7 protein-coding genes and 1 pseudogene are annotated in these 13,536 nt (G+C 52.1%); 1 reads left to right on the top strand and 7 read right to left on the bottom strand.

All coding sequences use genetic code 11. The features are described 5' to 3' along the window. Positions 1–812: 812 nt before the first annotated feature. The 5 genes from qatD to C2I19_RS17445 all read right to left on the bottom strand — a co-directional run bounded on the left by qatD (position 813) and on the right by C2I19_RS17445 (position 9,327). Positions 813–1,562, bottom strand: coding sequence for a Qat anti-phage system TatD family nuclease QatD (qatD, locus tag C2I19_RS17420; RefSeq protein WP_103903924.1), 750 nt, complete (start codon positions 1,560–1,562; stop codon positions 813–815). Positions 1,563–1,566: 4 nt separating this feature from the next. Next, positions 1,567–2,940, bottom strand: a complete 1,374-nt coding sequence (gene qatC, locus C2I19_RS17425; protein WP_103903925.1) for a Qat anti-phage system QueC-like protein QatC — start codon at positions 2,938–2,940, stop codon at positions 1,567–1,569. Next, positions 2,937–3,779 carry a Qat anti-phage system associated protein QatB gene (qatB, locus tag C2I19_RS17430; RefSeq protein WP_103903926.1) on the bottom strand — a complete coding sequence of 281 codons (843 nt, stop codon included), beginning with the start codon at positions 3,777–3,779 and terminating at the stop codon, positions 2,937–2,939. The genes qatC and qatB overlap by 4 nt, the downstream gene beginning before the upstream one ends. Continuing rightward, positions 3,780–5,744: a Qat anti-phage system ATPase QatA gene (gene qatA / locus C2I19_RS17435; RefSeq protein WP_103903927.1), complete on the bottom strand. Its 1,965-nt coding sequence runs from the start codon at positions 5,742–5,744 to the stop codon at positions 3,780–3,782. It abuts the gene before it with no gap. Between the two features lie 229 nt (positions 5,745–5,973). Further along, positions 5,974–9,327: a hypothetical protein gene (locus C2I19_RS17445; RefSeq protein WP_146056857.1), complete on the bottom strand. Its 3,354-nt coding sequence runs from the start codon at positions 9,325–9,327 to the stop codon at positions 5,974–5,976. Between the two features lie 153 nt (positions 9,328–9,480). On the opposite strand from C2I19_RS17445, the pseudogene C2I19_RS17450 reads away from it, so the two are divergent. Next, positions 9,481–9,759 (top strand): annotated as a pseudogene (locus tag C2I19_RS17450) (ATP-binding protein); the annotation flags it as partial. Between the two features lie 95 nt (positions 9,760–9,854). On the opposite strand, the gene C2I19_RS17455 reads toward C2I19_RS17450, so the two are convergent. Together C2I19_RS17455 and C2I19_RS17460 are read right to left on the bottom strand one after the other, a co-directional pair. Then, positions 9,855–11,384, bottom strand: coding sequence for a UvrD-helicase domain-containing protein (locus C2I19_RS17455; protein WP_103903930.1), 1,530 nt, complete (start codon positions 11,382–11,384; stop codon positions 9,855–9,857). Next, complete coding sequence (locus tag C2I19_RS17460; protein ID WP_103903931.1) at positions 11,381–13,123, bottom strand: ATP-dependent nuclease; 1,743 nt, start codon at positions 13,121–13,123, stop codon at positions 11,381–11,383. The genes C2I19_RS17455 and C2I19_RS17460 overlap by 4 nt, the downstream gene beginning before the upstream one ends. Positions 13,124–13,536 lie beyond the last annotated feature (413 nt).

Genomic DNA, 13,536 nt, shown 5'->3' on the forward strand with positions numbered 1-13,536 from the left:
CACAATATCAAAGCGGCACGCGAACAACTGGGTTGGTCGCCAGACCAGTTACTGGCGCTATGCAAGCTGGCATGAGATAGCATTGAATGGCCCTGGCTATCCCCCATCGTTCGTTATAAATGTTCATCTATTAGGTCTAGTTTAGACCTGTTTCGCATAGGATTTATGCTAACCGCGCGCCGTGATGAAATACAAGTGTGCGCGGCAGTAGGGATAATTTAATGAATGACTATCATTCTCATTTAAAGTGTTTAAATGCAGGAAAAATCCGAAAACATCAGGAATAGGGGCAAAAACGGGGTATTTCCTGCGTTGAGCAAAATTAAATTTGTGTTATAGGGAAGTAGAATTCCCGCTGATTTTTTGGACTATTTATGACGTAGTAATTTTGATGCGTAGGGTGACTATTTGAGAGATGGGGTGTTGTATTTTGGTCGAAATTGACGAGTTGAGCTGCCATTCCAATGAAATTGCGAATGGAGTTTTTTGTGGGAGGCATTGGGGTGGGGGGATTTTATAAAAATTCAAAAGGAGGTTTTGAATGGAGTCGCGTACTGTGACGAAGTGTGACGGTTTCACTTTCTATGAAAAAAATCTTCAGTAATCACGACTCCCTACAACTACACTACTGTAGGGACGCAAAGTTAGTGAAAACATCCCGTCTTGTGCAATAAGGTCTTTTTCATTTGTTGTGCTTCAAGATAAGTCGTATCAACGCAGTGTTCTTGAAATAATCTGACGCTTCAGCAAATTTAATGGAAATTTCCTTTCGAACGCTTTGCCTGGAAAAGAACTAGCCTCACTCATAAAATTCACGGTGTACCCACAAGTTGGCGTAAATTTTCTTGAATACCCATAGCCACTTCTACGCTATTCTGACCTCTGATCTTGGCAATCAGATCTACTGTGGTGCTGACATCACTTGGTTGCGTTGGTCTGCCATCGATCTTGGTGAAGGGACCATCGGTCTCCGTTAGCAATCTCCCGAATGGAAGGGATTCAACCAAAGCTTTTCCACGTTCGCTAGCGGCCATTGTCGCGTTTACCGAAAAATAGCAGCCCATGGCTGTCGCACGCCGTGCTTCAGCGGCACTACCGGTAAACCAGTGCAAAACAATCTTACCCCTATCAGGGGAAAGTGTGTGCTCTATCATGTCGAGCACAGCCTTGGCTGAGCGCACACTGTGAATCGTCAGGATTTTATTCCCAGCTTCTGCGCAGCAACGTAGTACACGTTCAAAGACCTGCTTTTGAAGGTCGATCGAATGGTAAAAACGAGGGGAGGCATCCAGCCCAACCTCTCCGATATAGCGCGTATCGCCCACGTACTTCTCGAACAGAGAGATCTCGTCGGCCCGCTCGGCTACGAGCTGGGGATGCAGCCCTAGAGCTGCCCGAACGTAGCGGCTCGGTTTAGTCAGGTCACGGTTTCGTGGCCAAGCCTGTGGGGTGGTCGTGACGGTAAGCGTATAGATGCCAGCAGCCTCTGCTTTAGAAACCGCTTCGGCAAAATCTGGATACAGATCCAGATGGCAATGAAAATCAACAAGTCCTTTGGTCATGGCATTACTTAGGGCTTGTTGTCACGCCGTCGATAAGCGCCGCAACTTCTTCCAGGCCACGGCGGTACACATCTGCTAGCGCTTCCCATTGCGTAGGGTCATCAATCAGTGGACCAGGTTTATGAATGAGTAGGCGGGCAGAGGTCGGCTTTTGGCGTAACCGCTGGATGGCAAATTGGAAAGAACGAATTTGCTTACCTTCGGCCTCGTTTGTGTTTAGGGCATTTGCGTGCAGCTCTTTGGTGGTCAAGGTGTAGGACGTTTGATCCACGCCTCTGCCGAAGCCGGCATCAAGGGCTGCCCTTCTAATCAGACAAGGCAAGCAGAAGCCGCAGTGTTGTATCCCCACTCCATTCCAGCGTGCTTTACCAGGAGAAGAGCAGGACAGGGAAAGTGTAGATAATTGCTTCAGCAATGCCGGATTGAGGCACTGCCCAGTCATTTCCCCTTTTGTTTTGTCCCAGTAGGGGTTGGTTACGCGGGGTGCGATTCCAAGTGTGCTGAGTAGTTCATTCCATCGCGCAATATAGTAGGGATGGGTGGTGCGCGTACTCAGAGAGCCGAGGCGCAGTGGATCCAGCGGCACATTCAAGGCGATTAGACCATTTTCCGGCACTCGTAATTCAGAAACTTGTGGTAGCCCTGTCGCGGCAAAAATGCCAGCGGCGAAGAACAAGAAAGACCTCCCGCGGGTAGAGTTTTCGGAGCCTGCATCTGGAATTAAATTTTCTGGGAACACCATCCAGAGGCGCAGTCGTTCCATGGTACTGTTTGGGAAGTGCTGTTTTAAGGCGTCAAATAACTGATATTGCGCGCTGCTGGTGATGCCTTCTCCGGCATGGCTGACCAATAACGGAGTCTTACCCTGCTCAAGGGAATTAACGGCATCGATCAGGCTATCGAGGCCACCCGAAAACAAAGCCAGACTGTCATACGGTAAGGGAAGTAGCGGTGTAGAGTGCGCGGGAACAATAGACTCAAACCCTTCAGGCCGTGCCCGAAATTCGATTTCCCACTGATCGCCGGTAAGAAATTTCAACATCCTGTGCAGCACATCTCTGGCCTGCTCCCAGAGTAAGGGATCACTGACAGGAACAATCAAGCGGACCTCGCGTGTCCAGCTATCTTGGGATTGCTCTTCTCGAGAAATACGGGTGTCGGCTGCGTGGACCAGTGCAGCTAGCACGAGTAGATCTACGCCTACCTCGCTGGGGTAAATATGTAGCCGTGAGAGATCTTCCAATGCATGACCAATTCCAAAATCAATACGCTTGTTGGTCTTGACCAAGTCCAGGTAGTAAACCTCTTCATCGACTCCGGATTTGACTGCTGGTCGATCAGTTTTACCGAAGCAGCCCGTAAGCAGGTATCGCTTCATTTTGTGTCTCCCTCGGCTTCACCCATGGCTCGCAGGATGGCGAATGCTTCCTCATACACCTGATCAACAAAGCCTTGAACCTGAGTAGAAGTTAGAGCAGTAACAGCCTTAGCTGGCCCTGCCAATGCATCGGCTACTCCCCTGAGAATAAATTCATACAGCTGCTTTTGAACGCTGGCTGCCTCTTGGGGGTTGGCCGGTAGCATGATCGTTTTAGTGGCTATGTCGTTGCAGAGCCGAGCCTCGATGGTATGGGTCGTATATAGCTCGAATACCGTTTGCAGTTGTTCGGAGGTCATATTGTCGAAGTCAGTGATGCCAGCCCCAGCTAGATCATCGATCGTTTCCACAAACGCGTCCCGTGAAATTCCTTCGTCGATCGTACCTCCGATGGGACAGACCTGTTCCATGAGGCCAATAAAAACTTCTTCGATCGGTCGCCCGGCCAGGTGATCGAGTTTGAAGAGCCGTAATGCCTCAAGGGGACCTTGTGCTGCTGCAGTTGATAAGAAGTTGGCTAGGCGTGCCCCGCTGGCCCGGGATGTCCCCATGCGCTGGGCTGCTTGTCGAGCGCCGCCTGATGACGAAGAAACATAGCCTGAAATGGCGCGCCCCAAACTGGCGCGGTCTCGCCCCCCTGAACTGGCGAAGCGTGAGTAGTTGCCTCTTGCTCCACGGAAGCGGTTGGCATCACCAGCGGGGGGTATGGTCCCATTAGGCGGAGTAGGAGCGGTATTCCCTGGCTCATCCCCTCCTGCTGGTCCTGCTCCGCCATTGAGCCAGGATGGAACGAGTGGCGTACCCCCGTTGGGTCCGCCGTATGGTGTTGATGTACCCACTTATGCACCCCCTTTGCGTAGCGGTGCTGCTTTAACCGCTATTTTGAGCATTGGGCTGCCCGTCGTTTTCCAGCCCTCGCACAATTGGTTAAAGCGAGAGATAGCTTCAGCATCTGTGATTGAGTCTGCCCAGCCTTTCGCAACCCACACCCCGAGGCGGGCGCTGGGCAGGCTACCTAGAAAATCTAAAAGTGAATTTTGTAGCGTTGGATGTGCCTTCACCAAAATGACAAGGCCATCAATGCCTGCTGGCTGAGTATCAAATCTATCGCTACCGATCACTCGCCCACAGATTAGCTTGAAAACCTGTGTTGCTTCCGGTGGAGCAAGGCGCTTGAGTTCATCTTCTAGCCCCTGAACCTCAAATTTAGAGCCCAGGAGTTTTCCCGCGATCTCAGCCAAGTGGCCTAGAACAGATACGGCGCCAAAGTAATCCTTGCGATCTTTGGCAACAAAGAGGTAGGGGCGTAAGTCTTCCTGGCCTATTCGTGGGAGGACTTGTGCCCAAGCCACGGTGGCAGGTGAGGTGCGCCATTCCTTGAGCAACGGACTATCTTCCTCGTTCTCGGTACTGGCATTGCTGGAAGAAGCTGCGTCATCAAGCTCTTTGGGGTGTTCGGACTGTAGGGTCGCTACCTCGTCTTGTAGAGTTTCCAATAGGGCTAGGTCATGGCATTTCCCATTGGCAGAGCTTGCGGCGTGGCTAGCAATCTGTTCGAAAACAGAAGAGAGGAAACGTTCGGCGAGCATCAGCTTGGCTAATACCGGCAATTTGACGTCCTCCCCGAATCCACGCGCATCGGCTGTGCGCTGGCGCAAAATCAGTGTGTTGAGGAATCGCTTAATCTGACGCGGGTTGCCCTTGGTGCCGCTGGCCAGGATGGGGCCGATTTGCTCGCTTAGCGTCAGGGCCTCTTGGACAGTTGCGGTTTTTGAACCTAAAGCAGTCTTCACCGCCTCAAAGTCTAGCGCTCCACCAATCCAAGGTTTCTTCAGTTTTTCGCGGGCAGTATCAATCAGTGCCATGAAGGCTTCATTTTCTTCACCTAGTTCGGCGCCGACCAGCAATAAGGTGACGTAGATACGTGTTTCCGTCTCGCCTAGTGCCGGGATGCGAAAAGGCACTTGGATCAGCTTTTCCAAATAATGGCGCGCATACGTCTGGGAGCTTGTGCTTTCCGGCAAATCAGGAAAGTGCTTACGTACTGCATATTCGATCATCGCCTCGTCAGCCGCGACGACAAATGCAGTACGTTCGGTAAATAGAAACAAGCGGACAGCTTCAAGTGTTTCGATAGCGGTTTCTGGCAAGCAGCGATCAAGGTCATCGATCAGTACGATGAGTTGGTCAACATCGGCTTTTTCGAGCAGCTCTTTGAAGGCTTTGTGGAATTCGGCGATTTCCTCCGGGATGTTTTTGCCCTCGGCTGGCTTGAGCAGACCATCGACCCCATCAATAACTGATTTGAGATTCTCTTTGGTGGCAAGCTTGCCAGGGTCGTCAATGAAACCCTTGAGGGTGGAGGTAATCGCCTGTATCTGGTCCGCAGTTGGAACCCCAGTGAAGGCCGTAAAGGCAAGACCACCGGCCTTTTTGGCCACTTTAAGCCAATCAATTCTACGGAAGATATCTTTGACTGCGTCGGCGGCTTTCCCAAGCATTGGCTGCTTTTCTATCAGCCCGGAAACGATACCCTCGATGAGGGCGATTTTGGCATCCTCAAACCCTTGAAACCGCCAGCCATTGAACTTAAGGCACAGGACATTTTTTCCTGTCGTTTCTGCCTGTGTTGCAACGCCGGTTTCGATCATTTCCAAGATGCTGGATTTTCCGGCACCCCAGTCCCCGTGAACGCCAATTGTAAGCGGGTGTTCTGGCCGTTCTCGTAGAAGGGCAACGATAGTTGCGGCGATGGCTTCGTTGTTGAGTAGATCAACCTTAGTTTCGTTATCTAGAAGAATCATCCGCGTATTGATCTTTCATGTTTGACTAGTTCTATTACGTGCCTGGCTAAGGTGCTAGTTGAAATGACGAAGTGGCTTATCGTAGCCATGCCACGACACACCGTGACAAGAGCAAATCCCGCGGTGGTTTCGGCTGAAGCCATAGGTACTATCGCGGCATTTTGCAGAGGTACCCAAACCTAGGTGCGAGGTGTTTTGGAAATAACACCTCGCACCATGGCTAAAGCTATCAGGCAGTCTCTGCCTCCATCGCGATGGTAGAAGGAAGGGGGCTATCTGGTGCTGCCCACACTACATAGAGAGTGTAAACGGCGCCATCAGACATGCCTTCCTCTTTCGCGTGAAACAAGGCGTTTTTGCTCCAATAGCCCTGGCTACTTCTATCCCGTGCATCCCCTACCTTGTTCGCGGCATGCATGTAATCACTGGCGTGGATTGCTCTTTCCAGCTCAGTTTGATTGGAGAGATAGGTGGATTCAGTGGCCAATGCCACGCAGGCCAAATGGTTTGCCTGCGCAATATCAATGGCAGTACGCATAAATGACTCTACAACGGATGCGGTGTCAAATGCAGATATGGCTGGCTCGGTCAGGTTGATGGCTCGCATCACCAGGCATGGGCGGCCATTGAACTCGCGGGGAATTGGCTGGACATAAAGCATAGCCATGCCGACCGCTCGTTTACTGTGGTGGTCGAACACTACTAGATGGCTATGGCGTTCCTCATGCCACATTTCCGTGTTGTCCCGTGTGCAAATGCCTGTCGATGTCTTGATAAAGAAGGCTGCAGGTGATTTGGTCACGACAGCAGCCATTGGCTTGCTTACCGGACCATCCCATGGTTCTGCCTCAGTAAATCCAGCGACCTCTTTCTTTACCCACTTACTAAACAGGTTGAGTGTTTTTTTCTGGACATCCCCCATTACGCTACGCAGTTGCTCACGACGTTCCGCTGCCAGGTGAGGAAGTTTGGCGACTTTGGGTGACAGTGCTACCAGCAATGCGGCAGCCTCTACATCGGTCAAGCTTGTAATGAACGTATTGATGCCACTGGCCAGACCATCGGGAAAGGTGACGTTAAAGAAGCTCTCAAGGCTAGTCAAAGCTGTATACGCCAATTGTGCGTCGCGAGCATCGTTAGCTGCTTTGGCAAGGTCGCGAGTAATCCAGGGGTTAATCAACGCATAGTCGCTTGCCGCTGCCAATAGCAATCCCAAATACGTCGGTAGTTTGTAGGCTTGAATGGCAGGGTTTTCCAACGCACGGTTGCTCAGGGATGCAATTAAGGTTTGCCGATCCGAGATTTGACCACCGAGCCAGGACTGGGCAAATTCCGCTGCGGCGAACAAAGAGTCAAGGTGTGCCATTTTTTCTTCATGGGCACGGGTATCTTCTACCTTTTGTGCCACACGCACCACGCGTCGCCAGGACATGGGATAGGCATCCTGCAATACTACGTTTTGCAGGTGGGACTCCTGCCCACAGACTGAGTGCCAATGGCGCTTTACTGTTTCGGTGGGTACGCCGTAAACCAAGGCAACGGCATCGGTTTCAAGCGGGGTGATCTTGGGAGTCGTAGGGCCGGCACCGCTTAATAGATCCTCTATTAGCGGGGTCAGTGAGTGCATCAGTGTAGATATGTCATCATCGCCACGCAGCACTGCCAGGAGTAGGCTTTCCAGCAGGGCGCCGTCGGTTTGGGCGAGAATGTCGGGAAGCTTGCTAGCGAGAGTGGCGCGAGCCTCGATTTCTAGCGCAGCTTTCCTGGACCAGTAGGCTTGTCGCTGTTCTTCGTCCCATTTGTAGTCATATTTCTCAAGTTGGGATTCAGCATATGCGCTGACCGCGCTAATAATGCATCCGTAAGAGTCCGCAAGGGTAACAAAATTCTTGCGGCGGGAGGCGTCCGCAAAGAGCACGCGTGTTATAGCTTCTCCTTCTACATAGGAGCCTTTATAGCTGCTTGCTCCATCCCCTTCCTCGTAATACCAACGGTGTAGTTTTTCGATGGTATTAAGCCCACGACGCTCATAAAGATAGGCAAGTAAATCATGGCTGATCGTTCCGAGGTCGATTATTTTGTCGAGCTGCTGTGGTTTATTGATTTCGACTTTTCCGGCTAAGTAACGGATGCTATCTAGCCGCTTGTATTGCGCAACGCGTATCCATTGCTCCACCTTTTCAGTGCCCATTGCGGCAAAACAGGGGGACGCGATCTGCAGCAATTGCTCGAGCACTTCAATTCTGCTGCTGTTGAATAAGTGTTTGAAGACGTTCAGACCCTCTGCCGTGCCAAGTCCATAGCGATGTAACAAAGCTAGAAAGGCGGTGAAGTCATTACCATTTCCATCTCGAAGGTACTGAATCGATCGATTGAGATCAGCGAACGATAAGTGATGTGGTGTTGCTGCAAGTTGCTTGAGACGTTCTACTGGAGGGTCATCCATTTTCGCGGACTCCACCAATAGCTCTTGGCAGGCGGCAAGCTCATTTGGGCCAGCACCTAATTCTCGCAAGGTGTGAGCTACGGCCGCGTTCGGTACGCGGTGGTATCCCAAAACACGTTTGAGTTGTGCCAAATCTCCTGGCTGGTCAATGCCCATTTCGCGGATGACGAATTGCAGTACATTCGCTTCTATCTGCCAAAGGGTTGAGCCCAGCCCCGCAAAAATAGAAGAGATATCGGTAATGCCACTGGAGAGTAGAAGCTCCAAAGTGTATTGAAGCTTTCGGGGGTTAAGGTGATATGGGTCGGCCATGAGGTACACCAATATTTCTGGTGCCACGTGGGCTTTTTTAAGCAGACGAACAGTCTGCCGAAATTTGTCTTCTTCGATACGGTTTTGGGCGTACATCAGCGTATCGCGAACTACGTATTTATGCAGCAGCTCTAGATCGCTTGGCTGTGACAGTACACCTTCTTCTACCAAGATGAGGATCGCCTGATGGTTGATGTCCCATTGGAATGGCTTGAGGTGAGCAAGCAAGTCGGACGGGGTACGAAGCCCTATCAGATAACCTGCTCGTGTCAGTTCACTGGGTTGACTCCATAAAGTTTTTAATTGATCTTGGCTCTGAAAGCTATCTAATTTCCGCAATAAGAACCCAAGTTCATCGTTGTAGGAGCCCCTCACGATGTATGCGTGTAGACGATCAAAAACAAGGGAGCGACCTTGTTCTGTACGTGTCTGTTTAAGAGCTGAGGCTGCTGCTGAAATTTTGGTGGCCGGACTCATCAACATACGCTGAATAAAACGCCACGCACGCTGGCGTCGCGTTTGGAACAACGGAGTGCATTGAGGAATGCTTAAGGCTTTCAAAAGCAACGGAGCCAACCTTGAATTCTGCTCGAAAAGTTCATCGAAGTGATAAGCGACAAATCGGCGAAACGCTTCAATTCTTTGTCGGCCGGTCATTGTGCTTAAATTCGATATTGGTTGAGGCCTATCTTGGAAACCGTACCTTCCCTTGTGTACCCTTGACTGACTCCGGAAGATGTACTGGAATTCGCCGGTGAGCTGCATCAAAATTTCTGTGCGGAATAAACGATATGCAGCCATATCAATCGCAGTGGTGGCAGACATGTTCTTTGCCGGAGAGGTAGGTAGGGTCTGCACGGACTTCCTTGGTCTTGGGGGGGGGGGCGTACTTTTTCCTGCTTAAAGCACAGTCTGGATGCGTATGACAATATTATGCTGCTAATATTCCCCCCCGCAAGACCGTGGGAATAAATAATTTTGCATAGGACGGCTTGCCGTCAGGCGTGGAAGGTCAAGCATCTTCGGATTGGGCCGTGTCGGCAGGAAAAGCGAGCCGGCAAAGCTGGGCATCTGTCGCGTCAGCTGACGCTGATGGACGCCGTGATACTGGACGAGCTGGGCTACTTGCTTTTTCCAGGGTCAGGCGGCGCGCTGCTGTTTCACCTAATCAGTCAGCTGTACGAGAGGACGAGCCTGATCGTGACGACAAACCTGAGTTTCGGGGAATGGGTAAGCGTGTTCGGCGATGCAAAGATTCGCCGCTAACGCTACGGTCTTCGGGCAACCCAGGGTGGTGAAGCGATTCAACAGCGTAGCGTGCACTTGTAGTTCCGCCACTTGCCGTTTGTCTTTCACTTTGTAATGCCGGTGAACAGCGGACTTGGACTTGTCGGTGATACCACCAAGGTCAAGCTTTCTTTGGCACGACTCAACGCGACATACAGCAGACAGCGCTTCTCATCCGAGTCTCCAAAATGCCCTTTGTCACATGGCAAGAGCAGGGCATGGGAGCTTTCCAAGCCTTTTGCCTTGTGAACCGTGCTAATCACCTTTGGTGGCATCTTCATGCCAGCAATAGAGCGGCGCTGAGCAATTTCGGCGAATCCTTGGCCAGGATCTGTGAAATCGGCGAGCCGAATTGCTTCACGGAACTCCCGCAGAAGATCAAATCGGATGTCCTGAAATCCTGCATCTTCTGCTTGTAATGTGCGGAGCAGCGCAAGCGCTCGGCCAACGCCCATATGATTTGGTTCATCGATCAGGTAGCGGGCCATAGCTTGAAGTTGCGCAGGCTTACCTCTACAAGATTTCGTACAGCCATTCGTGGCTTCTGCAAAAAATCGCTCTGCAAATGTTTTGTTAAAGCCTGTGGCTACGCCTTGTATAAACACAACGAGAGCCTCAGCTAGCGCTACAGGGTTGCCTTGTCCTGCTTGGCAAGCGATCACCAAGTCTGACAAGAAGTTGCGAGTATGCCCTTCCCAGATTGGGACTCGGCGTCCAAGGTAAGCATTGATGGCGGCAACGGTTTGATTCAGTCCCGCCAGGATCATCAGCGAGTCGTTTGCATTCACCGCGCGATTTACTAGGCGGCCTTTTTCTTGTTCTAGCAAGAAACCACCATGTCTCGGAGAAGTATTGTCGGCGACAATGATCTGCAGTCCTTTGGGGAGGTCGCCGCGAAGATCGATTGGTTGGGCGTTTTTTAGTGCCTGGCGTGCTGCCAACACCCATTGTCCGAGCTCGGGGGAGCCATGAGTCCACCGGTGGGCATAATCGAGCTCTTCGACGGCATTCGCCTGTTTGTAAAGCGCTTCCCATCGTTGGTTATGTGCGGGCCGTTCCTGCTTTTTTACATAGATGGCTTGAACGGGGTCGGCGAAGACCCGTAGCTTGGCCCCTGCGTTGTGCAGAGACATCACAATATGGTGCTGCCAAGCATTAGTATCTTGGTGTTCATCACACAAAATCACTGGATAGCGGGCCGCCAACGTTGAGCGTGCCGCTTGAGAGGCGGACAACAATTCGCTGGCCTTTTGTGCCAGCTTCTCGAATCCATCTCCACCAGACTGCGAGCGGGCCCAGGCCGCAGCATCAGGGGGGAGGCCTAGCGCAAGGTGGTACATGCTGGCGATTTGAGCGACTAGGCCGTCGATGGTGGTAATGTGCACGCGGCGCTGCACTTCCTTGGTACGTCCACGGAAGACATCACAAGCCGCATGGGTGTGCGTCAAGATTAGCACTTGCCACTGGTGCCCATTCGAGGCCAACCAATGCGTGTATTCGGCCGCTTGATAGGTCTTTCCACAGCCGGCGGGTGCTTCGACGACAATCAGGGGCGCTTCTGAACGCAGTGCTGCAGCTACACTGGCATCGCTCATGCGCGCTCCTCGTAGCCAATCGTCGCCTTCAGGGCGTTGATAAACGGCAGCAGCTTCGGTTCGACCTTTGGCCAAATGTCTAAGCTGAACATTTTCTCTGCCAGCTCGTGTCCGCCGTTAACCGTCTTGAACCATAGTGTGGCATGGCCTTTCCAATTTTTTGCTTTTTGTTTGTCGTCCTTAATGTCTACGGGAACCATGCCCGTAGCTGCTTGAATCACCAGCTGCATTAATTGATCTCCAGCTTCATCTTGGATGGTCTGGGTCGTAACCTCCCCGGTCATGCCGAGGCGATCCGCTAGCGAACGGAGTCGCATGCCCCGTTTGACTTCTTCAGGGTCCGTGACCAGCTGCTCGAAATGCTCAGGTTTGAATAGCGGCAGGATGTTTTCTTCCAGGCAGCCTTGCTCCCAGCGCAACAGCAAGTCTCCTAAGTGCGCTTTAACTGTTCCCCAGCGTGTGGGGCTTGGGCTGGCTGGTTCACAGTCCGCAAAACCCGCGAATCGCAAGCCACCAGAAGTCATGGCCTCGAGGAGTTTGAGTACGTTGTCATTTCCTCCGGCATCGGTAACATGGACACCTTCGTCTTCCCAATTGGGGAGAAAGCGGGATAGAAGCGTTTTAACGAAGCCGGTTTCGGTAGCGCCTTCTGCGACTACTGCAAGTCGTGCCAGAAAGGTCTCCGGATCGAGTGCTTGGTGCGTGGCAATTTTGTCTGCCGGCAAGGCGCCAATTGCGCCTTTGGCGTCTACATACCAGAGAACACTGCCGGCTGCAGTACTGAGCACCGCCGGACTGTGTGTGGTGATGAGAGTTTGTGCCGCATTTTCGCGCAACGAGTGGACTAAGCGACGTTGACGATAGGGTTCCAATCCTCGTTCCAACTCGTCCACCAAGGTAATAGGTGTCTGATCCTGAAGTGTGTCGGCAATTGCGAGCGCAGCTAAGCGACGCGTGCCAGAGCCCCAGCTAGAGAGGGGCAAGACGACCGCGCTTTTTTTCGCCGTCAAACCGACCAAAGCATTAATCGATAGACCTGCTCCGCCAACGAAGCCAAGTCCGAGCTCCGTGGGAAGGGCCCGCTCACCAAACTTGGTGTCTAGCTCGGACAGTTTTGCCTGGGCTTCAGGACTCAATTCATCCTCTACGGAATCGAGAGCAATCTTACGCCCTAGTTTTGCACGCAAGCCCTTGTCTGCCAGCAGGCGGTCAAGCCCGCTCCCTTGAATCAGACGAAGGTCGCGATCATTTTTGTCATCGCCGGCCAGTCGAACCAATCCGATATTGCGGCGCAAGGCGGTCGAAAAATGGATAGTGGAGCCATCGGGCTGAACCAGTTCGTGTATCAATTCGAGATCAGCGGTACCTCGGACCTGAATTTTGTAAACTGGTTGGCGCGGACTCTCGTCGCCATCAAGCAGTGGCAGTACCGCATCAGTGCCATCCCATTCCCATGGCCAGGCAACAGTGCTTTGGCGATTGATGCCCGTTGAGTCCGGCAACTGCATGACCGCCTCGATACAGAACTCTTCTTCTACTTCGCGTTGCCAATAGTCCGAATCGGACAAGGTATAGCTATTCGTCGGGTGGAGCAGCAAACCGATGGCTTCCAATAGCGTGCTTTTGCCCGCATTACCCCCACCGAGAATGATGTTCATGCCGGGTGCTGGGTGCCAAGTCAGGCTTTCAAAGCCACGAAACCTTTCCAGGCGTACGCACAGAATTGCAGGGAAGGCCATCAAATAATCCTCAAGCAAAGTGTAGGTGGGGCACTGGCAAAAGCAGTGGGCTGAAAGCGGGCATCAGCGGAATGTAGTCATTCATGTCAATTATGCCAATTAATTGCAAGTAATGACATGTTTACCATAACCGTAGAGACTGATTGCTGGGACGATGTTAATCAGCGTACAAAAGCGACCAAGTTTATGGGGTGATCTGCGTCCGATTTTCACCACCCCAGGGAGGGCAAGGTTTACTAGACTCAAAACAGACCAGTTATGGCTAGGAGCCTTCAGGATGAGCCCGATGTACAACCCTGCACACCCAGGAGAGGTGCTGCAAGAATGGCTGGAAGGCATCAGCGTGACGGAAGCTGCCCGTAAGCTGGGAGTGACCCGGGCCGCCTTGTCGCGGATCTTGCACGGCCACGCTG

The organism is Chromobacterium alticapitis (genome assembly GCF_002924365.1).
GTDB lineage: Bacteria > Pseudomonadota > Gammaproteobacteria > Burkholderiales > Chromobacteriaceae > Chromobacterium > Chromobacterium alticapitis.

Bases quoted from the DNA above. Each gene is read 5' to 3' on its own strand.
- qatA (WP_103903927.1), bottom strand. From the start codon at position 5,744: ATGATTCTTCTAGATAACGAAACTAAGGTTGATCTACTCAACAACGAA.
- qatC (WP_103903925.1), bottom strand. From the start codon at position 2,940: ATGAAGCGATACCTGCTTACGGGCTGCTTCGGTAAAACTGATCGACCA.
- qatD (WP_103903924.1), bottom strand. From the start codon at position 1,562: ATGACCAAAGGACTTGTTGATTTTCATTGCCATCTGGATCTGTATCCA.
- C2I19_RS17445 (WP_146056857.1), bottom strand. From the start codon at position 9,327: ATGTCTGCCACCACTGCGATTGATATGGCTGCATATCGTTTATTCCGC.
- C2I19_RS17455 (WP_103903930.1), bottom strand. From the start codon at position 11,384: ATGAGCGATGCCAGTGTAGCTGCAGCACTGCGTTCAGAAGCGCCCCTG.
- C2I19_RS17460 (WP_103903931.1), bottom strand. From the start codon at position 13,123: ATGGCCTTCCCTGCAATTCTGTGCGTACGCCTGGAAAGGTTTCGTGGC.